This window comes from Kitasatospora sp. NPDC004723, from assembly GCF_040609255.1.
In the GTDB taxonomy this organism is placed as follows: domain Bacteria; phylum Actinomycetota; class Actinomycetes; order Streptomycetales; family Streptomycetaceae; genus Kitasatospora.
On sequence record NZ_JBEXJT010000041.1, the window covers coordinates 35,456 to 60,377 of the forward strand.

At 76.2% G+C, this 24,922-nt stretch carries 8 protein-coding genes; all 8 read left to right on the forward strand.

Translation table 11 applies throughout. From position 1 onward, the window contains the following. Nucleotides 1-72 precede the first annotated feature (72 nt). The 8 genes from ABZW10_RS29715 (at nucleotide 73) to ABZW10_RS29750 (ending at nucleotide 24,884) form a co-directional block, all read left to right on the forward strand. The gene (locus ABZW10_RS29715) at nucleotides 73-4,539 is read left to right on the forward strand and encodes an amino acid adenylation domain-containing protein (RefSeq protein WP_355371833.1); all 4,467 of its coding nucleotides are present in this window, start codon (nucleotides 73-75) and stop codon (nucleotides 4,537-4,539) included. A gap of 119 nt (nucleotides 4,540-4,658) precedes the next feature. Continuing rightward, nucleotides 4,659-6,479, forward strand: coding sequence for a non-ribosomal peptide synthetase (locus ABZW10_RS29720; protein ID WP_355371836.1), 1,821 nt, complete (start codon nucleotides 4,659-4,661; stop codon nucleotides 6,477-6,479). Then, nucleotides 6,476-7,363, forward strand: coding sequence for a thioesterase domain-containing protein (locus tag ABZW10_RS29725; protein ID WP_355371839.1), 888 nt, complete (start codon nucleotides 6,476-6,478; stop codon nucleotides 7,361-7,363). Before ABZW10_RS29720 ends, ABZW10_RS29725 begins: the two co-directional genes overlap by 4 nt. A gap of 121 nt (nucleotides 7,364-7,484) precedes the next feature. Then, entirely contained in the window at nucleotides 7,485-8,669 is a 1,185-nt protein-coding gene (locus ABZW10_RS29730; protein WP_355371842.1) for a cytochrome P450, read from the forward strand. A gap of 226 nt (nucleotides 8,670-8,895) precedes the next feature. Next, nucleotides 8,896-9,108: an MbtH family protein gene (locus ABZW10_RS29735; RefSeq protein WP_355371845.1), complete on the forward strand. Its 213-nt coding sequence runs from the start codon at nucleotides 8,896-8,898 to the stop codon at nucleotides 9,106-9,108. Nucleotides 9,109-9,116: 8 nt separating this feature from the next. Beyond that, nucleotides 9,117-10,115, forward strand: a complete 999-nt coding sequence (locus ABZW10_RS29740) for a TauD/TfdA family dioxygenase (protein WP_355371904.1) — start codon at nucleotides 9,117-9,119, stop codon at nucleotides 10,113-10,115. Between the two features lie 42 nt (nucleotides 10,116-10,157). Next, nucleotides 10,158-23,573 (forward strand): amino acid adenylation domain-containing protein, encoded by a 13,416-nt coding sequence (locus ABZW10_RS29745; RefSeq protein ID WP_355371848.1) that lies wholly within the window; start codon nucleotides 10,158-10,160, stop codon nucleotides 23,571-23,573. Nucleotides 23,574-23,579: 6 nt separating this feature from the next. After that, nucleotides 23,580-24,884, forward strand: a complete 1,305-nt coding sequence (locus tag ABZW10_RS29750) for an MFS transporter (protein WP_355371851.1) — start codon at nucleotides 23,580-23,582, stop codon at nucleotides 24,882-24,884. Nucleotides 24,885-24,922: the final 38 nt, after the last annotated feature.

Genomic DNA, 24,922 nt, shown 5'->3' on the forward strand with positions numbered 1-24,922 from the left:
CGCCCCCCGACCGTCCCCGGCACCCGTCCCGATACCCGCCCCGACACCCGTCCGACCGGAAGGAGCGAGGCCGTGAGCCCGTCCGCCGACCCCGGGACCGCGCCGGCCCGCACCGCGCCCGTCTCGGGCCTCCAGCGCGGCCTCTGGTTCCTCGACCGCCTCAACCCGCGGGCCGTCACCTACACCACCCCCTGGACGTACGACGTCACCGGTCCGCTCGACCTCGGCCTGCTCGCCCGGGCCCTGGACGCCGTCACGGCCCGCCAGGAGGTGCTGCGCACCACCTTCGCCCTGCACCCCGACGGGCCGCGCCAGACCGTCCACGACACCCTCGCCGTGCCGCTCGCCGTCTCCGATCTGCGGTCCCTCCCCGAGGCCGAACGGGCCGCCCGAGCCGAGGAGTTGATCGCCGAACGGGCCGCCGAGCCGTTCGACCTCACGGCCGGCCCGCTGCTGCGCGCCGAGGCGGTCCGGCTGGCCGACGAGCGCACCACCCTGCTGTTCGTCGTCCACCACATCATCTGGGACGGCTGGTCCGCCGAGCTCTTCGAGCGCGAACTCGCCGAGTCCTACCGGGCGTTGGCCGAGCAGCGGACCCCGGACCTGCCGGCTCTCACCACCGGGTACGCCGACTGGGCCGAGGAGGAGCGGCACACCTCCTACGAGGAGCACCTCGCCTACTGGAAGGACCGCCTCGACGGCGCCCCCGCCCTGCTCGACCTGCCCGGCGACCGCCCCCGGCCCGCCCAGCGCGGCGAGCGCGGCGCCACCGAGCACTTCGGCGTCGCCCCCGGCACCGCCGCCCGCGTCCGGGCGCTGGCCGAACAGGAGGGAGCCACCCCGTTCACCGTCCAGCTGGCCGCCTTCGCGCTGCTGCTGAACCGCTGGACCGGCGCCGACGACCTGCTCGTCGGCACCCCGGTCACCACCCGCAACCGCCCCGAACTCGCCGACCTTCTCGGCTACTTCGTCAACCTGCTGCCACTGCGCATCCGGCTCGCCCCGGACGCCACCTTCCGTACGCTGGTCACCGACCTCCAGGACGGCGCCTTCGACGCCTTCGGCTACCTCGACGTGCCGTTCGACCAGCTGGTCGACCATCTCGGCATCGCCCGCACCCCGCAGCACCCGCCGCTGGTCCAGGTGGTGTTCGGCGCCCACGGCGAGGACGACGCCCCGCTCGCCCTCGGCGCCGCCACCGCCCGGCGCACCGTCCGCTCCAACGGCACCAGCAAGTTCGACCTGACCTGGTCCGTCTTCGAACCCGCCGAGGAGGGCGGCGGCGGGCTGCGCGGCGAGGCCGAGTACAGCACCGACCTCTTCGACGCCGCCACCGTCCGCCGCCTCGCCGCCGACTACGCGGCCCTGCTGGACGCCGCCCTCGCCGACCCCGACGCCACCGTGCTGCGGCTCACCGCCGCCCCCGCGGCCGGGCAGCGGCCCCGCCCCGCCCGGCTCGACCCCGGCCACTGCCTGCACCACCTCTTCGAGCGGGCCGTCGACGAGCACGGTACGCGGCCGGCCGTCGACGACGGCGACGAGAGCCTGGACTACGCCGAACTCGACCGCCGCGCCAACCGGTTGGCGCACACCCTGCGCGCCCTGGGGGTGCGCCCCGGCGACCGGGTCGGCCTGCTGCTGGAACGCACCGTCGCCGTCCCCGTGGCGATCCTCGCCGTCCTCAAGACCGGCGCCGCCTACGTGCCCGTGGACCTCGCCGCCCCCGCCGACCGGGCCGCCCTGGTCTTCGGCGACACCGCCGTCACCGCCGTCCTCACCGACCGCCCCGACCGCGCCCCCGACGGCCCCTGGCAGACCCTCGACCTCACCGCGCGGGCCGCCGAGATCGCCGCCCACCCCGACACCCGTCCGCCCGCCGCCGGCCGACCCGGCGACCTCGCCTACCTGATCTTCACCTCCGGCTCCACCGGCCGCCCCAAGGGCGTCGGCGTCGCCCACGAGCACGTCAGCCGCCTGCTCGACTCCGGCCGCGACCACTTCGGCTTCGGCCCCGCCACCACCTGGACGCTCTTCCACAGCTACGCCTTCGACTGGACCGTCTGGGAGCTGTGGGGCGCGCTGCTGCACGGCGCCCGCCTGGTCGTCGTGCCCTACCTGACCAGCCGCTCGCCCGAGGAGTTCGCCGCACTCCTCGACGAGCGGAGCGTCACCCACCTGTGCCTCACCCCGTCCGCGCTGCGCCAGCTCGAACCGGCCCTGCGCCGCCGCCCCCGCGAACTGCCCGCACTGCGCTGGATCATGCTCGGCGGCGAGGCCCTGGACCCCGGCGTCGTCCAGCGCTGGCACGACCTCGACCCGCTGCCGCCCGCCCGGCTCTGCAACCTCTACGGCATCACCGAGACCACCGTCCACGTCACGATCCACGACGTCGCCGAGGGCGGCGCGGGCTTCGAACGCAGCCTCATCGGCGAGCCCATGCCGCACCTCACCGCGGCCGTCCTGGACGACTGGCTGCGCCCCTGCCCGCCCGGCGTCCCCGGCGAGCTGTACATCGGCGGCGGCAGCCTCGCCCACGGCTACTGGGGCCGCCCCGGCCTCACCGCCGGCCGCTTCGTCGCCGACCCCACCGGCCCGCCCGGCGCCCGCCTCTACCGCACCGGCGACGTCGCCAAGCGGCTGCCGGACGGCGGCCTGGAGTACGTCGGCCGCGCCGACTTCCAGGTCAAGCTGCGCGGCTTCCGGATCGAGCTCGGCGAGATCGAGAGCGCCCTCGCCGCCCACCCCGACGTCGACGCCTGCGTGGTGACCGTCCACGACGACCGGCTCGCCGCCTACGTCACCGGCCGCGCCCCCGAGGACCTGCGCGGCTTCCTCGGCCGCTCGCTGCCCGCGTACATGGTCCCGGCGAGCGTCACCGTGCTGGACGCGCTGCCGCTCACCGTCAACGGCAAGGTCGACCGGGCCGCGCTGCCCGCCCCCGGCCGCACCGCCCCCGGCCGCGCCGGCCGGCACGTCGAACCGCGCACCCCCGAGGAGGAGCTGTTCGCCGCGGTCTGGACGGAGGTGCTCGGGGTGCCCGGGATCGGCGTCCACGACGACTTCTTCCACCTCGGCGGCGACTCCATCCGCGCCGTCCAGCTGGCCGGCGCCCTGCACGACCGCGGCTGGCAGCTCTCGCTGCGCGACGTCTTCAACGCGCCGACCGTCGCCGCCCTGCTGCCGCTCGCCCGGCCCGTCGAGGCCGACCCCGACGCCGACCGGCCGTTCGCCCTGATCGACGAGGACGACCGCGCCGAGCTGCCGCCCGGCATCGTCGACGCCTACCCGATGGTCTCCATGCAGCTGTCGATGGTCTTCCACATGGAGGTCGCCGGCGGCACCGACAGCTACCACAACGTCAACTCCTACCGCTTCGGCGGCGAACTCGACGAGACCGCGCTGCGCCGCTCCGTCAACGAGGCGATGGCCCGGCACGCCGTGCTGCGCACCGGACTCGACCTCTCCGGCTACGGCGAACCGCTCCAGCTGGTGCACGGCACCCTGCCCGCCCCGGTGGAGTTCGCCGACCTGCGCGGGCGCAGCGAGCAGGAGCAGGACGCCGCGATCCGGGCCGTCTTCGCGCACCACCGCGACCGGCCGTTCGACCTCACCGCGCCCCCGCTGTTCCGGATCACCGTGCAGCGCCTGGCCGCCGACGCCTTCCAGCTCACCATCTCCGAGCACCACGCGATCCTCGACGGCTGGAGCTTCACCTCCCTGCTGACCGAGATCCTCGAACGGCACGCCGCGCTCGCCGCCGACCCGGTCTCCGCGCCCACCCCGCCGCCGCGCACCGCCTTCCGCGACTTCGTGGCCGTCGAACGGGCCGCGGCGGCCGACCGGGACTCGCTCGCCTACTGGCACCAGCGGCTCGACGGCGCCACCGGCCAGCTCTGGCCGGGCAGCGAGGACGTCCACGAGCTGCCGCGCACCGTCGAGCGGGTGCTGCCGGACGCGCCCGGGCAGCTGCGGGCCGTCGCCGACGCGCTGGCCGTCCCGGTCAAGTCCGTCGCGCTCGCCGCCCATCTGCACGCCCTCGCCCGCATCACCGGACGGCGCCGGGTCACCACCGGGCTGGCGATGAACGGCCGCCTCGAACGGCTCGGCGGCACCGAGGTGTACGGGCTCTTCCTCAACACCGTCCCGCTGGTCGCCGAACCGGGGGAGGACCTGGCCGCGCTGGTGCGCCACGTGCACCGCGAAGAGCTGGACATGATGCCGCACCGCCGGGTGCCGTTCGCCCGGCTGGCCCGGATGATGGCCGACACCGCGCTCGACAGCCAGTTCGGCTACCTGCGCTTCCACGCCCTCGGCCGGCTCAGCTCGGCCCGGATCGAGGACGGCCGGATCGGCACCGAACCCACCTACCGGCACGAGCCCAACAGCTTCACCTTCGGCGCCTCGCTGATCCAGGACCCGGTCACCCAACGGGTGCTGCTCGCCGTGGACCACCAGCGGGCGCTGGTCGACGACGCCACGGCGGAGGAGTTCATGGACGCCTACGCGGCGGCCCTGGCCGGCCTGGCCGCCGGGATCTGACGGGGCGGCGCCGGGCCCGATCGCGGGCAGGCTTCCGGGCCCGGCCGCCCCTCCCACCCCCCGACGTCGAGCACCGCCGTTCCCCCTTCCTTCCGCCCTTCACCGAGGAGTACCCCGCCATGACCACGTTCGCGGAGCCGGCCACCGTCGCCCCGTCCACCGTCACCGTTACCGCCACCGCCACCGTCGCCGCCACCGACCTGCTGAGCCGGCTGCGGGCCGCCGTCGCCGCCCACCCCGGCCGCCCCGCCGTGCACGCCGCCGACGGCAGCCTCGACTTCGCCGCCCTGGACCGCCGTACGGCCGGCCTGGCCGCCGCCCTGCGCGCCGCCGGTGTCCGGCGCGGCGACCGGGTCGGCGTCCACCTCGCCCGCACCCTCGACCTGCCGGTCGCGCTGCTCGCCGTCTGGCGGGCCGGCGCCGCGTACGTCCCGCTGGACCCGGCCTACCCGGCCGAGCGGATCGCCTTCATGGCCGCCGACGCCCGGCTCACCGCCGTGGTCAGCGCCGACGCGGCGCCGCCGGTCCCGGCCGGGGTGGCGGTGCTGCGCCCGGACGCCGAGGCACCCGCCGTCGCGCTGGACGCCCCGCACCCGCTGGACCCCGCCTACGTCATCTACACCTCCGGCTCCACCGGCCGCCCCAAGGGCGTCGAGGTGCCGCACGCCGCCGTCGCCGACCTCGCCGCCGGCCTGGAGGGGATCGGCGCCTACCGGCCCGAGCCGTCCGTCGTCGCCTGGAACGCCAGCGTCTCCTTCGACGCCTCCGTCCAGCAGTGGATCCGGATCTGCCGGGGCGACACCCTGGTCGTCGTCGACGACGCCCGGCGCGCCGACCCGGCCCGGCTGGCCGAGCTGCTCGCCGAGCACGCCGTCACGGACCTCGACCTGACCCCGTCCCACTGGCAGCTGCTGCGCGAGCCGCTGCTCGGCGGCGACGCGGCCGTCCCGCGCCTGTTCATGGGCGGCGAGCCCGTCCCCGAGCGCACCTGGCGCGAGCTGGCCGACGGCGGCGTCGAGGCGTTCAACCTGTACGGGCCCACCGAGTGCACCGTCGACGCGATCGCGGCCCGGATCACCGGCCCCGGCCCGCACCTGGGCGAGCCGCTGCCCGGCGTCCGGGTGCACCTGCTGGACGAGCGGCTGCTGCCGGTCACCGAGCCCGGCGCGGTCGGCGAGCTGTACCTCGGCGGGCCCGGCCTGGCGCACGGCTACGCCGGGCAGCCGGGGCTGACCGCCGGACGCTTCGTCGCCGACCCGTTCGCCCCCGGCGAGCGCGTGTACCGCACCGGCGACCAGGCCCGCCGCTCCGCCGACGGCCTGCTGGAGTACGTCGGCCGGGTGGACCGGCAGGTCAAGCTGCGCGGCTTCCGGATCGAACTCGGTGAGGTCGAGCACGCGGTCGCGGCGCTGGACGGCGTCACCGCCGCCGCCGTCACCGTGCACGAGCCCGCGCCCGGGGACACCCGCCTCGCCGCCTACGTCACCGGCCCGTCGGCGGAACCCGCCGCCCTGCTCGCCGCGCTGCGCGCCGCCCTGCCCGCGCACCTGGTGCCGGCCACCGTGACCGTGCTCGACGCGCTGCCGCTCACCCCGAACGGCAAGGTCGACCACCGCGCCCTGCCCGCGCCCGTCGCCGAGCCGGCCGCGGCGAGTTCCGGCGGGGGAGTGGCGGAGCAGGTCGCCGAGGTGTGGCGCACCGTGCTCGGCGTCCCCGAGGTGCTGCCGACCGACGACTTCCTCACCCTCGGCGGCCACTCGCTCGCCGCGCTGCGCGTCGTCCACCTGCTGCGCCGCAAGCTCAACGTCGAGCTCCAGCTGCGGCACCTGCTGGACGCCGCCGACCTGGCCGCCTTCACCGCCGCCGTCCAGCACGCCACCACCGCGGCCCCGGCCCCCGCCCGCCCCACCCTCACCCCCCGCCGCCCGGCCGTCCGATGACCACCCCGACCACCGACCCCGCCTCCCGTCCGCCCGTCGCGGCCCGGCCGCCGATCAGGCCCCGGCCGCGGCCGGACACCGGTGCCGTGCCGTACCGGCCGGCCCCGGCGCGTGCCCGGGCCGTGCCCGCCACGCGGCCCCGGACCGAGGGGGACTGGTTCCTCCTTCCCGCCCCCCAACCCGCTGGCCCCGTACGGCTGTTCTGCTTCCCGCACGCCGGCGGGGACGCCACCGCCTTCACCCCGCTGGCCCGGGCGCTCGCGCCCGCCGCCGAGGTCTGGGCGCTGCGCCCGCCGGCGCGCGGTGGCCGGAGCCGTGATCCGATGCCCGCCGACTTCGCCGCCCTGGTCGAGGCCGTCGCCGGGGCCCTCGCCCCGCACCTCGGGTCCGGTCGCCGGGCCGCCTTCTACGGGCAGAGCTTCGGTGCCCTGCTCGCCTACGAGGTGGCCCGGGCGCTGCCCGCCGACCGCCGCCCCGAACTGGTGGTGGTGGCCGGGGCGCCCAGCCCCGCCGAGTGGACCGAACGCGAGTCCAAGGACCTCGACGCCGCCGAACTCCTGCGCCTGACCGGCCTGGAGGAGCTGGTCCGGGCCGATCCGGAGCTGGTCGAGCTCGCCCTCGGCGGCATCCGCACCGACCTCGCGGTCAGCGCCACCTACCGGTACCGGCCGCACCCGCCGATCGGCTCCGCGCTGTACGCGCTGGCCGGCGCGGACGACCCGATGCTCGCCACCACCGGCCTCACCGGCTGGGCCGCCCACACCGGGGGCGCCTTCGGTCACCGGGTCCTGCCCGGCGGACACCTGCTCGCCACCGTCGACCGGCCCGGCCCGGTCGATCTCCTGGCCTCCCTGCTGGCCTCCGGGCCGGGGCCGTCGTGGTGACCACCGTCTCCGCCGGTCCCCTCCCGATCCCGCTCTCCGCTTCCCTCCCGACCTCCCTCCCGACCTCCCTCCCGAACGGCCGCCGCCCGGCCGACCCCACCACCACCGAGGAGCAGCCGTCATGGTGACCACCACTTCCGTCGACCTCACCGACCCCGCGCTCTGGGCCCGCCCCGACACCCCGGAGCTGGTCGCCGAACTGCGCGCCGCGGCGCCCGTGCACCGCACCGACACCGTCGACGACGGGCCGATCTGGTCGGTGATGACCTACCGGGAGTCGGCCGAGGTGCTGCGCAACGCGGCCGTGTTCAGCTCGGAGTCGGGTTCGCTGCTCGGCGCGGGCGTCGGCAACGTCCCGGTCGGCTCGGGCCGGATGATGGCCCTCACCGACCCGCCCCGGCACCGTGAACTGCGGGCCCCCGCGAACCCGTTCTTCTCCAAGGGCGGGGTGCGCGGCGCCTCCCGCTCGATCGCCGACCGGGCCGCCGAGCTCTTCGACCGGGCGGTCGAGCAGGGCGAGGCGGACCTCGTCGACGTGGTCTCCGCGCTGCCGCTGGCCGTCATGTGCGACCTGCTGGACGTCCCCGAGGAGGACCGCGACATGGTGGTCCGGGTCTGCGACGTGGCGTTCCTCGGCGCCACCCCGGAGGAACGCCGGGCCGGGCACCAGCAGTTGATCCCCTACCTGCTGCACCAGGTGATGCTGCGCCGCAGCGACCCGCGCGACGACCTCATCTCGATGATGGCCACCTACAAGGTGAAGGGCCGGCTGCTGCCGGTCGAGGACGTCGTGCTCAACCTGGACAACATCGTGGTCGGCGGCGTCCAGACGGTCCGCCACACCGCCGCGATGGGGCTGCACACCCTGGTCAACCGCCCCGATCTGTGGCGGCGGCTGCAGCGCGGCGAGGTGTCCATGGACTCCGCCGTCGACGAGCTGCTGCGCTGGACCTCGGTCGGGCTGCACACGCTGCGCACCGCCACCCGGGACATCGAGCTGGCCGGGCGGCAGATCCGCCGCGGCGACCGGGTCGCGGTCTGGGTGTGGTCGGCCAACCGCGACCCGGAGGCCTTCGAGGCGCCCGAGGAGATCCGGCTGGACCGCTCGCCCAACAAGCACCTGGCGCTGGGCCTGGGCGCCCACTACTGCATCGGCGCGCCGCTGGCGAAGACCGAGCTGAGCGCGCTGTTCACGGCGGCGCTGGAGAAGGCGTCGGCGATCGAGCCGGCCGGTCCGGCGGAGTTCAACCGCTCGATCATCAACTTCGGCCTGGACCGCTTCCCGGTCCGGCTCACCCCGCGCTGAAGCCCCCGCCGAAGTCCCGCCCGCAGCCCGCGCCGAAGCCCGCGCCGAAGCCCCCGCCGAAGCCCCACCCGCCCCCGGTTCGACCCCTGCATCGAGGCCCGCGCAGGAGGACGGCAGTCCCGTAACTGCCGCTCTCCTGCCGGGCCTCGTGCCGCTTCCGGGCCCGCCGCGCCCCTACCTTCGAATCACCGCACCACGACCGCCACACCTCACCGAGGAGACCACCGTGAGCAACCCGTTCGAGGACGACAACGCCGGCTACCTCGTCCTGGTCAACGACGAGAACCAGCACTCGCTCTGGCCGGTCTGGATCGACGTGCCGGCCGGCTGGACCACCGTCCACGGCGAGGCCCCCCGCCAGGAGTGCCTGGACTGGATCGAGGCCAACTGGACCGACATCCGCCCGGCCTCGCTGGTCGCAAGCCTCGACGGCCGGTGAGCGCCGCCATGGTCACCTGGGAGCTGAACCCCGGCCGTCCGGCGCTCGCCCACCTGCCGGCCGTCGCCGACCTCGCCGAGGGCACCGCCTGGCTGCGCGCGCACGAGGCCGAGCTGACCGCCGCGCTGCACGAGCACGGCACGATCTTCCTGCGCGGCCTGCCGGTCGCCGCCACCGAGGACGTCGCCGCCGTGCGCGACGTGCTGATCCCCGAGCCCACCCCGTACCGCGAGAAGGCCACCCCGCGCAGCGACTTCGGCAACGGCGTCTTCTCGTCCACCGACCTGCCGCCCGCGCTGCCGATCCGGATGCACAACGAGAACAGCTACACGCTGACCTTCCCCGGCCGGCTGCTGTTCGCCTGCCTGGTCGCCCCGGAGGCCGGCGGCGCCACCCCGACGGCGGACGTCCGCAAGGTGCTCGCCGCGCTGCCGCCGCACCTGGCCGAGCGCGGCCGGACCTCCGGCTGGACGCTGAACCGCAGCTACTCGGACTACGTCTCGCTCGGCTGGCGGACCGCCTTCGCCACCGAGGACCGCGCCGAGGTCGAGCGCTACTGCCGGGAGAACGGCATCTCCTGGGAGTGGACGGCGGACGGCAACCTGCGCACCAGCCAGCTGCGGCCGGCCACCATCCACCACCCGCACACCGGCGAGGAGGCCTGGTTCAACCACCTGGCCTTCTGGAGCGAGTGGTCGCTGGACCCGGACATCCGGGAGGCCATGGTCGAGGAGTTCGGCCCGGACGGCCTGCCGTTCAACACCGGTTTCGGGGACGGCGAGCCGCTCACCCGCGAGGACGTCGACGCGCTGAACGCCGCCTACGAGGCCGCCACCGTGCGCGAGACCTGGCAGGTCGGCGACGTGATGCTGGTCGACAACGTGCTCTGCGCGCACGGCCGCGACCCGTACCGCGGCGACCGGAGGATCGCCGTCGCGATGGGCCGCCCGGTCGACGTCCTCGACTGCCGCCCCTCGGTCCTGCCGACCACCGCCGTCGCCGCGTGACGGCGCCCTCCACCCGCCCGTGACGTGAGCAGAGGAAGCACCGTGATCCCGGTTTCGTACGCACAACAGCGTCTGTGGCTGATCGACCAGATCGAAGGGCCGACCGCGCTCTACAACCTGCCGTTCGCGGTCCGCCTGCGCGGCCCGCTCGACACCGCCGCGCTGCGCGCCGCGACGGCGGACGTGGTCGCCCGGCACGAGGCCCTGCGCACGGTGTTCCCGGTGGACGGGGAGGGCGTGCCGGTGCAGCACATCCTGCCGTCGGCGGAGGCGGAGATCGCCTTCGCGACGGTGGAGTGCGCACCGGCCGACTACCCGGCCCTGCGGGACGCGGAAGCCGCCCACACCTTCGACCTGAGCACCGAACTCCCCATCCGGGTCACGGTCTTCTCGCTCACCCCGTCCGACGGTCCGGCCCCCGAGCACGTGCTGCTCGTGGTGCTGCACCACATCGCCGGCGACGGCTGGTCGCTCGGCCCGCTGCTGCGCGACCTCGCCGCCGGCTACACCGCCCGGCTCGCGGCCACCGAGCCGCTGTGGGAGCCGCTGCCGGTCCAGTACGCCGACTACGCCCTGTGGCAGCGCGAGCTGCTCGGCGACGAGTCCGACCCCTACAGCCTGATGAGCCGTCAGCTCGACCACTGGAGAGGCGTGCTGTCCGGCCTGCCGGAGGAGCTGGAGCTCCCGGCGGACCGCCCCCGCCCGCCGGTGCCGACCGGCGCCGCCGACGCCGTCCCGTTCACCCTCGCCCCCGAGCTGCACGCCGCGCTCGCCGAGCTGGCCCGCGGCCACCGCGCCACCCTGTTCGCCGTCCTCCAGGCCGGCCTGGCCGCGCTGTTCACCCGGCTCGGCGCCGGCACCGACATCCCGCTCGGCACCGGTGTGGCCGGCCGCTCCGACGAGGCGCTGAGCGACCTGGTCGGCTTTTTCGTCAACACCCTGGTGCTGCGCACCGACACGTCCGGCGACCCGTCCTTCAGCGAACTCCTGGGCCGCGTCCGGGAGTCCCAGCTGGACGCCTTCGCCCACCAGGACGTGCCGTTCGAGCGGCTGGTCGAGGAGGTCAACCCGGCCCGCGCGCTCGGCCGCCACCCGCTGTTCCAGACCCTGCTGGTGCTGCAGAACCACGAGGAGGGCGAACTCGGCCTGCCCGGCGTCGAGTCGGCGCCCGAGCCGCTCGGCCTGCGGGTCGCCAAGTTCGACCTCAACATCGGCGTCACCGAACGCCGCGGCCCCGACGGCGCCCCGGCCGGCCTGGAGGGCTCGGTCGAGTACGCGGCCGACCTCTACGACCGCGCCACCGTCAGCACCCTGTTCGCGCGCTTCGGCCGGCTGCTCGCCGCCGCCGCCGCCGACCCGCTGGCCCCGATCGGCACCCTGGACATCCTCGCCCCCGCGGAGCGCGCCCGCCTCGCCGAGGAGTGGAACGCCACCGCCGCGCCCGTCCGCACCGGCTCGCTGCCCGCCCTGTTCGCGGCCCAGGCGGCCCGCACCCCGGACGCGGTCGCCCTCGCCCACGACGGCGGCGAGGTCGGCTACGCCGAGCTCGACGCCCGCGCCAACCGGCTCGCCCACCACCTGATCGGCATGGGCGTCGGCCCCGAGTCCCCGGTCGCCCTGCTGATGGAGCGCTCGGTGGACCTGGTGGTCGCCACCCTCGCCGTGCTCAAGGCCGGCGGCTGCTACGTGCCGATGCACGCCGGCCTGCCGCCCGAGCGGATGACGGCGCTGCTCGCCGACACCGCCGCGCCCGTCCTGCTCACCGACCGCGCCGAGCCCGGCTTCGCGCACACCGCCACCGTCGTGCGCCCCGGCGACGAGGCCGACGCGCCCGCCCACGACCCCGCGCTGCCCGTCCACCCGGACCGGCTGGCCTACATGATGTTCACCTCCGGCTCGACCGGCACCCCCAAGGGCGTCGCGGTGCGCCACCGCGACGTCGTCGACCTCGCCGACGACCGCCGCTGGCGCGACGGCCGGCACGGGCGGATCCTGCTGCACTCCCCGCACGCCTTCGACGCCGCCACCTACGAGCTGTGGGCGCCGCTGCTGCACGGCGGCACGGTCGTCGTCGCCCCGCCCGGCACCCTGGACGCCGCCGCCCTGCACGCCCTCGCCGTCCGCCACCGGGTCAGCGCGGTCTTCCTCACCAAGGCCCTGTTCGACCTGGTCGCCGAGCAGGCCCCGGAGACCTTCCGCGCCCTGCGCACGGTCTGCACCGGCGGCGAGGCGGCGTCCGGCACCCTGCTGCGCCGGGTCCTGGACCACTGCCCCGACCTGCTGCTCGCCCACGTCTACGGCCCCACCGAGGCCACCACCTTCGCCACCCACCACCACCTGCTGCCCGCCGACCTGGACGGCGCCCGGGCACCGATCGGCCTGCCGCTGGACAACATGCGCGCCCACGTCCTGGACGCCCGCCTTCAGCCGGTGCCGCCCGGGGTCCCCGGCGAGCTGTACATCGCCGGGGCGGGCCTGGCCCGCGGCTACTGGCGCCGGGCCGCGCTGACCGCGGAGCGCTTCGTCGCCGACCCGTACGACAAGGGCGGCCGGATGTACCGCACCGGCGACCTGGTGCGCCGCCGGGCCGACGGCGCGATCGAGTTCCTCGGCCGCATCGACGGCCAGGTCAAGCTGCGCGGCTTCCGGATCGAGCTCGGCGAGATCGAGGCCGCGCTCTCCCGCCACCCCGCCGTCCGCCAGGTGATCGTCGTCCCCCGCGAGGACCGCCCCGGCGACACCCGGCTGGTCGGCTACTGCGCCGTCCTCGACCCCGCCGACGGGCCCGAACTCGCCGCCGATCTCAAGCGGTTCGCCGCCGACACGCTGCCCGGCTACATGGTGCCGTCCGCCGTCGTGGTGCTGCCCGCCCTGCCGCTGAACGCCAACGGCAAGGTCGACCGCCGCGCCCTGCCCGCCCCCGACCTCGGCGCCGACGCCGACGGCCGCGCCCCGCGCGACGAGCGCGAGCGGGCCCTGTGCACGCTGTTCGGCGAGATCCTCGGCCTCGACGGCCTCACCATCGACGACGACTTCTTCGCCCTCGGCGGCCACTCCCTGCTCGCCACCCGCCTGGTCGGCCGGGTGCGCGCCGAGCTGGGCGCCGAACTCGCCATCGGCGACCTCTTCCAGGCCCCGACCGTCGCCGCGCTCGCCGCCCGGATCGCCGGCGCCCCGGCCCGCCCCGCGCTGCGCCCCGAGCCGCGCCCCGCGCACCTGCCGGTCTCCTTCGCCCAGCGCCGCCTCTGGTTCCTCGGCAAGGCCGAGGGCCCCGGCGCCACCTACAACGTCACCCTCGCGCTGCGGCTGACCGGCCCGCTGGACACCGCCGCCCTGGACGCCGCCCTCGGCGACGTCGCCGCCCGCCACGAGTCGCTGCGCACCGTCTTCACCGAACGCGACGGCGTGCCCCACCAGCGGGTGCTGGCCGCGCCGCCCGCGCCGCTGCTCACCGTCACCGACCGCCCCGCGCAGGACCTCGTCCACCACACCTTCGACCTGGCGACGGACGTCCCGCTGCACGCCTACCTGCGCCCCGAGGGCCCGCAGGAGCACGTCCTCACCCTGGTGATGCACCACATCGCCAGCGACGGCTGGTCGCTGCGCCCGCTGTTCCGCGACCTCGCCGAGGCGTACACCGCCCGGCTCGCCGGCACCGCGCCGTCCTGGCAGCCGCTGCCGGTCCAGTACGCCGACTACACCCTCTGGCAGTACCGGCTGCTCGGCGCGGACAGCGACCCGCACTCGCTGCTCGCCGACCAGCTCGCCCACTGGCGCGAGGCCCTGGCCGGCCTGCCCGACGAGCTGCCGCTGCCGCTGGACCGCCCGCGCCCGCCGGTGCCCACCCACCGCGGCGACGTCGTCGAGCTGGAACTCGACGCCGCCCTGCACGCCCGGCTCGCCGCCCTGGCCGCCGAGCACGGCGCCACCCTGTTCATGGTGCTCCAGGCCGCCTACGCCACCCTGCTGCACCGCTTCGGGGCCGGCGACGACCTGCCGATCGGCACCCCGCTGGCCGGCCGCCTGGACACCGCCCTGGACGAGCTGGTCGGGTTCTTCGCCAACACCCTGGTGCTGCGCACCGACCTCGGCGGCGCGCCCACCTTCGCCGAGCTGCTGGGCCGGGTCCGGGAGGCCGACCTGGCCGCCTACGCCCACCAGGACGTGCCGTTCGAGCGGCTGGTCGAGGAGCTGAACCCGGCCCGCTCACTGGCCCGGCACCCGCTGTTCCAGGTGATGATCGCCTTCGACAACACCGCCGGCGGCGGCCCCGCCTTCCCCGGCACCCGCGCCGCCTACGAGCCGCTCGGCCTGCCCACCACCGCCTTCGACCTCACCCTCAACCTCTCCGAGCGCCACCACCCGGACGGCAGCCCGGCCGGGCTCTCCGGCGGCCTGGAGTTCGCCGTCGACCTGTTCGACCGCGCCACCGCCGAACGGCTCGCCGCCGCCCTGGTCCACCTGCTCGCCCAGGCCGCCGAGCAGCCGCACCGCCCGGTCGCCGAGCTGGACGTGCTCGGCGCGGCGGGCCACGCGGCGCTCGCCCGCTGGCACGACACCGCCCGCCCCGGCGGCGACGTGCTCGTCCCGGCCGCCTTCGCCGCGCAGGCCGCCGCCACCCCCGGGGCCACCGCGCTGACCTTCGGCGACGTCCGGCTGAGCTACGCCGAACTGGACGCCCGCGCCAACCGGCTCGCCCGGGGCCTGGCCGGCGCCGGGGTCGGACCCGAGTCGCTGGTCGCGCTCGCGCTGCCCCGCTCGGCCGAGTCCGTCGTCGCCGTGCTGGCCGTGCTCAAGGCCGGCGCCGCCTTCCTGCCGCTGGACGCCGAGTACCCGCGCGACCGGCTCGCCCACATGCTCGCCGACGCCCGCCCGGCCGCGGTGCTCAGCACGGACGCCTGGCCGCTGCCCGAGGTGCTGGACGGCCTGACCGTGCTGCCCGCCGACGCCGCCGTCTGGGCCGGGCTGCCCGCCGACGCGCCGCTCCCGCCGATCGGCCCGGAGAACGCCGCCTACGTCATCTACACCTCCGGCTCCACCGGCCGCCCCAAGGGCGTCGTGGTCCGCCACGGCGGCCTCGCCAACCTGCTCGCCTTCCACCGCACCGGCACCGTCGCCGCCGCCGAACAGGCCCACCCCGGGCGGCGGTTCACCTTCGCCCAGACCGGCTCGCTGTCCTTCGACACCGCCCTGGAGTCGCTCCTCTGGATGGTCGCCGGCCATCAGCTCCACCTCGTCGGCGACGAACTGCGCCGCGACACCGCCGCGCTGGTGCACCACCTCGCCCGCACCGGCGCCGACGTGCTCGACGTCACCCCCGGCCACGCCGAGCGGCTGATCGAGGAGGGCCTGCTCGACACCTGCCCGCCCGCCCTGATGATGGTCGGCGGCGAGGCCCTCGGCCAGCAGCTGTGGAGCGCGCTGGACGCCGCGCCCGGCACCGTCGTGCTCAACATGTACGGACCCACCGAGTGCACCGTCGACGCGCTGCACCACCGCCTCGACGGCACCGCGCCCCGCCCGCTGATCGGCCGCCCGCTGCCCAACCTGCGCGCCCACCTGCTGGACGCGCGGCTGCGCCCGGTGCCCGCCGGGGTCCCCGGCGAGCTGTACCTGAGCGGCGCCGGCCTGGCCCGCGGCTACCTCGGCCGCCCGGCGCTGACCGCCGAGCGCTTCGTCGCCGACCCGTCCGCGGACGGCGCCCGGATGTACCGCACCGGCGACCTCGCCCGCCGCCGCCCCGACGGCTCGGTGGAGTTCCTCGGCCGCACCGACCATCAGGTCAAGGTCCGCGGCTTCCGGATCGAACCCGGCGAGATCGAGGCCGTCCTGGCCGCCCACCCCGCCGTGCGGCAGGCCGCCGTGCTGCCGCACCGGGACGACACGGCCGGCACCCGGCTGGTCGCCTACCTGGCCACCGACCCCGGCGCCGACCCGGCCGAGCTGCGCGCCCACGCGGCCGCCGCGCTGCCCGACTACATGGTCCCGGCCGCCTTCGTCACCCTGGAGGCGCTGCCGCTCAACGTCAACGGCAAGCTCGACCGGGCCGCCCTGCCCGCCCCAGACTTCACCGCGAGCACCGGCGGCCGGGCCCCCCGTTCACCCCGCGAGGAGATCCTCTGCGGCCTGTTCGCCGACGTCCTCGGCCTGACCGGCGCCGTCACCGTCGACGACGACTTCTTCGCCCTCGGCGGCCACTCGCTGCTCGCCACCAGGCTGCTCAGCCGGGTCCGCGCCACCCTCGGCGCCGAACTCGGCATCCGGGACGTCTTCGAGGCGCCGACCGTCGCCGGCCTCGCCGAACGCCTGGACGGCGCCGCGGCCCGGCCCGCCCTCGTCGCGGCCCGCCGCCCCGAGCGGCTGCCGCTCTCCTCCGCCCAGCGGCGGCTCTGGCTGATCGACCGGATGGAGGGCCCCAGCGCCCTCTACAACATGCCGCTCGCGCTGCGCCTGACCGGCGAACTCGACCACGCCGCGCTCGGCGCCGCGCTGGCCGACCTCGCCGCCCGGCACGAGAGCCTGCGCACCGTCATCGCCGAGCACGACGGCGAGCCCTACCAGCACATCCTCGCCGAGGCCGCCGTCCCGGTCGAACTCCTCGACTGCGCACCGGAGTCCGTCGAGGCCGAGGTCGACCGCGCGGCCCGCCGCCCGTTCGACCTGGCCGCCGAGCCGCCGGTGCGGGCCACCCTGCTCCGGGTCGCCGAGCACGAGCACGTCCTGGTCCTCGCGCTGCACCACATCGCCGGCGACGGCTGGTCGATGGGCCCGCTGCTGCGCGACCTCGCCGAGGCCTACACCCTGCGCCTCGGCGGCGAGCGGCCGGTGCGCGCCCCGCTCGCCGTCCAGTACGCCGACTACGCGCTCTGGCAGCGCGAGCTGCTCGGCGACGAGACCGACCCGCAGAGCCTGCTCTCCCGCCAACTCGCCTACTGGCGCGACACCCTGGCCGACCTCCCGGAGGAGATCGCGCTGCCCGCCGACCGCCCGCGCGGCGCCCGGGCGGGCCACCGCGGCGAGCGCGTCGCCCTGCCGATCGACGCCGAGCTGCACCGCTCGCTGGTCGCGCTCTCCCGCGAGCACCGGGTCACCCTCTTCATGACCTGCCAGGCCGCGTTGGCCGCGCTGCTCACCCGGCTCGGCGCCGGCACCGACGTGCCGATCGGTTCGGTGGTCGCCGGCCGCTCGGACGAGGCGCTGGACGACCTGGTCGGCTTCTTCGTCAACACCCTGGTGCTGCGCACCGACACCTCGGGCGACCCCTCCTTCGCCGAACTCCTCGGCCGGGTACGGGAGACCGGCCTCGGCGCCTACGCCCACCAGGACGTGCCGTTCGAGCGGCTGGTCGAGGAGCTCAACCCGGCCCGCTCGCTGGCCCGCCACCCGCTCTTCCAGGTCGCGCTGGTCCTCCAGTCCACCGGTGAGGGCGAGCTGACGCTGCCCGGCCTGGGCGTCGAGGCGCTGCCCTCGGACACCGGGGTCGCCAAGTTCGACCTGAACGTCACCCTGGAGGAGTTCCTCGGCCCCGACGGCGCGCCCGCCGGCATGGACTGCGCGCTCGACTACGCCACCGACCTGTTCGACCGGGAGACCGCGCAGGCGATCGCCGCCCGCTTCGGCCGCCTGCTGGCCGCCGTGGTGGCGCGGCCGGATCGGCCGATCGGCCGGGCCGACCTGCTGGACGGGCACGAGCGCTCCCAACTCCTGGGCGGCCACCGCCCGTTGCCCGAGAACCTGCCGCTCGTCCCGGCCGCCTTCGCCGAGCGGGTCGCGGCCGACCCGGAGCTCACCGCCCTGGTCCACGGTGACCTCCGGCTCAGCTACGCCGAACTGGACGCCCGCGCCAACCGGCTCGCCCACGGCCTGCTGGCCGCCGGCATCGGTCCCGAGTCGGTCGTCGCGCTCGCGCTGCCCCGCTCGGTGGAGACGGTGGTCTCCCAGCTCGCCGTGCTCAAGGCCGGCGCCGCCTTCCTGCCGCTGGACGCCGAGTACCCGCTGGAGCGCACCGCCCACATGCTGGCCGACGCCCGGCCGGCCGCCGTGCTCAGCACCGCCGGCTGGCCGCTGCCCGAGGCGCTGGACGGCCTGACCGTGCTGCCCGCCGAGGCCGCCGCCTGGGCCGGGCTGCCCGCCGAGGCGCCGGCCGTCCGGACCGACCCGGCCCACGCCGCGTACGTGATCTACACCTCCGGCTCCACCGGCCGCCCCAAGGGCGTGCTGGTGAGCCACGGTTCGATCGCCGGCCTGCTGGCCGCCCACCGGGCGGAGACCTTCGGCGAGCCCGAGCGCGTCCACGGCCGGCTGCGCGCCGCGCTGACCGCCTCGCTCTGCTTCGACGCTTCCTGGAACAGCCTGCTCTGGATGGTCGCCGGCCATGAACTCCACCTGATCGGCGACGAGTTGCGCCGCGACCCGGCCGCCCTCGTCCGGCACCTGCGCACCACCGGCATCGACGCCCTCAACCTCACCCCCAGCTACGCCGAACAGCTCATCGCCGAAGGGCTGTTGGACGACGCCTCCCGCGAGGGAACGGCGCCCAGGGTGGTCCTGCTCGGCGGCGAGCCGATCGGCCGGGCGCTGTGGACCAGGCTGCGCGAGGCCGCCCCGCACACCACCGGCCACAACCTCTACGGCCCCACCGAGGCCACCGTCGACACCCTGCTCCAGTCCTACGCCGGCTCCGAGCGCCCCTCGATGGGCCACACCGTGCTCGGCACTCGCGCCTACGTGCTCGACGAGCACCTGACCCCGGTCCCGGCCGGCGTCCCCGGCGAGCTGTACCTCGCCGGCCACAGCCTGGCCCGCGGCTACCTCGGCCGCCCGGCGCTGACCGCCGAGCGCTTCGTCGCCGACCCCTTCACGCCCGGCGAGCGCATGTACCGCACCGGCGACCTGGTCCGGCGCACCCGCGACGGCGGCGTCGACTACCTCGGCCGCACCGACCACCAGGTCAAGGTCCGCGGCTTCCGGATCGAACTCGGCGAGATCGAGCAGGTACTGGCCCGCCACGAGGCCGTCCGGCAGGCCGTGGTCACCCTGCACGAGAGCGCCGACGGGGACCGCCGACTGGTCGCCCACTGCGCCACCGCCGTCGACCCGAGCCCCGAACTCGCGCTGGAACTGCGCCGGTTCGCCGCCGAGACGCTGCCCGGCTACATGCTCCCGGCCGCCGTCGTCCCGCTCGCGGCGCTGCCGCTGACCGGCAGCGGCAAGGTCGACCGGCGCGCCCTGCCCGCCCCCGACTTCACCCTCTTCGCCGGCGGCCGGGCACCCCGCACGGCCCGCGAGGAACTGCTCTGCGGACTGTTCGGCGAAGTCCTCGGCCTCGACCGGGTCTCCATCGACGACGACTTCTTCGCCCTCGGCGGCCACTCGCTGCTCGCCATGAAGCTGGCCGGCCGGGTCCGCTCGGTGCTGGGCACCGAACTCGGCATCCGGGACGTCTTCGAGGCGCCGACCGTCGCCGGCCTCGCCCAGCGGCTGGACGGCGGTGCCGAGGCCCGGCTCGCCCTCACCGCCGGCCCGCGCCCCGAGCGGCTGCCGCTCTCCTTCGCCCAGCGGCGGCTCTGGCTGATCGACCGGATGGAGGGCCCCAGCGCCCTCTACAACCTGCCGCTCGCCCTGCGTCTCGGTGGCCGGCTCGACCCCGCCGTGCTGGAGGCCGCCCTCGGCGATCTGGTCGCCCGGCACGAGAGCCTGCGCACCGTGATCACCGTGCAGGACGGCGAGCCCCACCAGCGGATCGTCCCGGCCGACCGGGCCCGCGTCCCGCTCGACCACCGTACGACGGCCCCGGCCGACCCCGCCGCCGCGGTCGCCGCCTGCGCGGCCGTCCCCTTCGACCTCGCCGCCGACCTGCCGATCCGCGCCCACCTCCTCCCGGCGGGCGAGGGCACCGGGGAGCAGCTGCTGGTCCTCGTCCTGCACCACATCGCCGGCGACGGCTGGTCGATGGACCCGCTGCTGCGCGACCTCGCCGCCGCCTACGCCGCCCGCCGCGACGGCACCGCCCCCGAGTGGCGCGAACTTCCCGTCCAGTACGCCGACTACGCGCTCTGGCAGCGCGAGCTGCTCGGCGACGAGGCCGACCCGCAGAGCCAGGCCGCCCGTCAACTCGCCTTCTGGCGCGAGACCCTGGCCGGCCTGCCGGAGGAACTGTCGCTGCCCGTCGACCGCCCCCGGCGCGCCGACACCGGCCACCGCGGCGACCGCGTCGTGCTGCCGTTCGGCGCCGAACTGCACCGCGAACTCGTCGCATTGGCCCGCGAGCACCGGGTGACGATGTTCATGACCCTGCAGGCCGGGCTGGCCGCGCTGCTCACCCGGCTCGGCGCCGGCACCGACGTGCCGATCGGTTCGGTGGTCGCCGGCCGCTCGGACGAGGCGCTGGACGACCTGGTCGGCTTCTTCGTCAACACCCTGGTGCTGCGCACCGACACTTCCGGCGCCCCCTCCTTCGCCGAACTCCTCGGCCGGGTCCGGGAGACCCAGCTGGACGCCCACGCCCACCAGGACGTGCCGTTCGAGCGGCTGGTCGAGGAGCTCAACCCGGCCCGCTCGCTGGCCCGCCACCCGCTCTTCCAGGTGATGCTGCTGCTCCAGGGCGGCACCCCGGGGGCCGCGCCCGGCGACGCACCGCTCGACCTCGCCGGGCTGCCGGCCGCCGTCGAGCCGGTCGGCGGGTACGCGGCCAAGTTCGACCTCTCCGTCGCGATGGGGGAGTCCTTCGACGCCGACGGCGCCCCCGCCGGTCTGGAGTGCGCGATCGACTACGCCACCGACCTGTTCGACCGCGAGACCGTCGAGGCGATCGCCGCCCGCTTCGGCCGCCTGCTGGCCGCCGTCGCGGCGCAGCCCGGTCGGCCGATCGGCCGGGCCGAGCTGCTGACCGGGCCCGAGCGCGCCGAACTCCTCGCCCCCGCGGACCCGTTGCCCGCCGAGGTGCCGCTGCTGCCGGCCGCCTTCGCCGCGCAGACGGCCCGCACCCCGGAGGCGACCGCGCTGGTCTTCGGCGCCACCCGGCTGACCTACGCCGAACTGGACGCCCGCGCCGAGCACCTCGCCGCCCGGCTGCGCGCGGCCGGCGCCGGACCGGACACGGTGGTCGCCCTGGCCCTGCCGCGCTCGGCCGCGACGGTGGTCGCCCTGCTCGCCGTCCTCAGGTCCGGGGCCGCCTCGCTCCCGCTGGACGCCGAGTACCCGGCCGACCGCACGGCGGCGATGCTCGCCGACGCCGCGCCCGCCCTGGTCGTCACCGACGAGGGCTGGCCGCTGCCGGACCTGCTCGCCGGTCTGCCCACCCTGCCGGTGCACTCCGACGAGCCCCTCGTCCCGAACCCGAACCCGGCACCCGTCGCCGCTCCCGACCCGGCCCACGCCGCCTATGTGATCTACACCTCCGGCTCCACCGGCCGTCCCAAGGGCGTGGTGGTGACCCACGGTTCGATCGCCGCGCTGCTGGCCCACCACCGGGCCGAGACCTTCGACGAGCCCCACCCCGGGCGCCCGCACGGCCGCCTGCGGGTCGCGCTGACCGCCTCGCTCTGCTTCGACGCCTCCTGGGACAGCCTGCTCTGGATGATCGCCGGCCATGAGCTGCACCTGATCGGCGACGAGCTGCGCCGCGACGCCGGCGCGCTCGTCCGGCACCTGCGCACCACCGGCGTCGACGCCCTCGGCATCACCCCCAGCTATGCCGAACTGCTGCTCACCGAGGGCCTGCTGGACGGCGAGGCCGCCCCGCGTCTGCTGCTCCTCGGCGGCGAGGCGGTCGGCCAGGCGCTGTGGAGCAGGCTGCGCGAGGCCGCCCCGCGCACCGCCGCCCGCAACCTCTACGGCCCGACCGAGTCCACCGTCGACGCCCTCACCCAGCCCTTCACCGCCACCGACCGCCCCTCGCTCGGCCGCACCGTGCGCGGCACCCGCGGCTATGTGCTCGACAAGCACCTCGCCCCCGTGCCGCCCGGCGTCCCCGGCGAGCTGTACCTCGCCGGCGCGGGCCTGGCCCGCGGCTACCTCGGCCGCGCGGCGCTGACCGCCGAGCGCTTCGTCGCCGACCCCTTCACGCCCGGCGAGCGCATGTACCGCACCGGCGACCTGGTCCGGCGCACCCGCGACGGCGGCGTCGACTACCTCGGCCGCACCGACCACCAGGTCAAGATCCGCGGCTTCCGGATCGAACTCGGCGAGATCGAGCACGTGCTCACCCGCCACCCCGGCGTCCGGGCCGCCACCGTGACGGCCCGCGAGGACGGCGCCGCCGGCCCCCGCCTGGTCGCCTACGTGGTCCCCGGCTCCACCACGGCCCCGCCCGACCCGGCCGAGCTGCGCGCCTTCGTCGCCGAGTCGCTGCCCGGCTACATGGTCCCGACGGCGGTCGTCCGGCTCGACGCCTTCCCGCTGACCGGCAGCGGCAAGGTCGACCGGCGCGCCCTGCCCGCCCCCGACCTCACCGCCTCGCCCACCGGCCGCGCCCCGCGCACCCCGCGCGAGGAACAGCTCTGCGGCCTGTTCGCCGACGTGCTCGGCGTCACCGGCGTCACCGTCGACGACGGCTTCTTCGACCTCGGCGGCCACTCGCTGCTCGCCATGAAGCTGCTCGGCCGGATCCGCGCCGCCTTCGGCGCCGACCTCGGCATGCGGGCGCTGTTCGAGGCCCCCACCGTGGCCGGCCTCGCCCGCCGCCTGGACACCGCCGGGGGCGAGCGCTCCGACGCCCTGGACGTGCTGCTCCCGCTGCGCGCCGAGGGCAGCGGCGCCCCGCTGTTCTGTGTCCACCCCGCCGCCGGCATCAGCTGGGTCTACGCGGGCCTGCTGCGCCACCTCGACCCCGAGCGCCCGGTGTTCGGCCTCCAGGCCCGCGGCCTGCGCGGCGGCTCCCCGGCCTCGGTCACCGAGATCGCCGAGGACTACCTGCGGGAGATCCGCGCCGTCCGTCCGCAGGGCCCGTACCACCTGCTCGGCTGGTCCTTCGGCGCGGTGGTCGCCCAGGAGATGGCCGTCCAGCTCCAGGCGGACGGCCAGGAGGTCGCCCTGCTGGCCCTGCTCGACGGCCTCCCGGCCGACCACGCCGGCACCCGGCGGACCGCCCCGGCGTCCGACGACCCGGTCGAGACGCTGGCCGAACTGCTCGCCTCGCTCGGCTACGACCCGGCCGACGGGCGCGGCCGGGCCGAGCTGACCGCGCTGCTCGGCGAGGCCGCCGACGTCCTGCCCGACGTCTTCGACCTGCACCGCAAGCTGATGGCCGAGCACGTGCCGGGCCACTACCGGGGCGGGGCCGTCTTCGTCGGCGCCACCGCCGACAAGCCCGCCGACTGGCCCTACGAGGCCGCCTGGGCCCCGTACCTCACCGGCCCCGTCACCGCCCACCGGATCGACTGCGCACACGGCGCCCTGACCCAGCCCGAGCCCCTCGCACGGATCGCCGCCGTGCTGGCCGACACGCTTGGAGTGTGACCCGCGATGACCACGAGCACCACGACCGAGACCGCGGTCCAGCCGCCCGCGGCGGCCGACCGGCCGCCCCGCGGCCGCTGGGGCCTGTGGGCCCAGGGGAACTTCCGCAAGCTCTGGATCGGTGAGACCACCAGCGGTCTCGGCACCGCCGTCGGCAACGTCGCCCTCGCCCTGGTGGCGGTGGTCACCCTGGACGCCTCGCCGTTCATGGTCGGCGTGCTCACCGCCTCCGCCTGGGTGCCCTGGCTGTTCCTCGGCCTGCTGGCCGGAGCCTGGGTGGACCGCTGGCCCCGACTGAAGGTCATGCTGGTCTGCGACCTGCTGCTGCTCCTGCTGTTCGCCAGCGTGCCGGTGGCGGGCTGGTTCGACGCCCTGACGATGGCCCAGCTGATCGTGGTCGCGCTGCTGGCCGGCGCGGTGAAGGTGTTCTTCTCCACCGCGTACAGCGCCGTGCTGCCGTCCCTGGTCGCCAAGCCGGACCTGTTGGAGGCCAACGTCAAGCTGCGCTCCGGGGACTCCGCGGCGGAGATCGCCGGGCCCGGCCTGGCGGGCCTGCTCTCCCAGGTGTTCGGCGCGGCCAGCGGACTGCTCGCGGACGCGGTCACCTACCTGGTGTCGGCGTTCTGCCTGGGCACCATCCGGGCCGAGGAGACGCCGCCGGCCAAGTCCGAGCGGCGCGGCATCCTGCGCGAGATCGGCGAGGGCGTGCGCTTCCTGGTCCACGACCCCTACCTGCGCACCCTCGCCTCCTTCGCGGCCGTCGGCAACCTCGGTCTCAACGGCATCCAGGCGGTGCAGACGGTCTTCCTGGTCCGCAGCGTCGGGGTGTCGCCCGGCGGTGTCGGCGCCGTCTTCGCGGTGGTCTCGGTCGGCGGCCTGGCCGGGGCGGCCCTCGCCGGGCGGATCGCCCGCCGCTTCGGCACCGCCCGCGGGCTGCTGCTCTGCGAGCTGGTCGCCGCCCCGTTCATCCTGCTGCTGCCGATGGCCGGCGCGCGGCTGCCGCTCGCGGTGAGCGCGGTCGCCTGGTCGGTCGCGGTCTGCGGGGTGATCGCCGGCAACGTCATCGCCGGCAGCTTCTACCAGGCCTACTGCCCGCCCGCGATGATCGGCCGGATCCGGGCCAGCGCCTCCACCGTCAACTTCAGCGCCATCCCGGTCGGCGCCCTGCTCGGCGGCTGGCTGGGCGAGGTGCTCGGCGCCCGGACCACCATCTGGATCATGGCGAGCGTGCTGCTCTCCGCCGGCGCCGTGCTGCTGAGCAGCCCGCTGCGCGCCATGCGGGACTTCCCCGAGCGCCCGGCCCACGCCTGAGCGCCGCCGCCTCCCGAGCCCCGCCGCTCCACCCACCC

Bases quoted from the DNA above. Each gene is read 5' to 3' on its own strand.
- ABZW10_RS29720 (WP_355371836.1), top strand. From the start codon at position 4,659: ATGACCACGTTCGCGGAGCCGGCCACCGTCGCCCCGTCCACCGTCACC.
- ABZW10_RS29725 (WP_355371839.1), top strand. From the start codon at position 6,476: ATGACCACCCCGACCACCGACCCCGCCTCCCGTCCGCCCGTCGCGGCC.
- ABZW10_RS29730 (WP_355371842.1), top strand. From the start codon at position 7,485: ATGGTGACCACCACTTCCGTCGACCTCACCGACCCCGCGCTCTGGGCC.
- ABZW10_RS29740 (WP_355371904.1), top strand. From the start codon at position 9,117: ATGGTCACCTGGGAGCTGAACCCCGGCCGTCCGGCGCTCGCCCACCTG.
- ABZW10_RS29750 (WP_355371851.1), top strand. From the start codon at position 23,580: ATGACCACGAGCACCACGACCGAGACCGCGGTCCAGCCGCCCGCGGCG.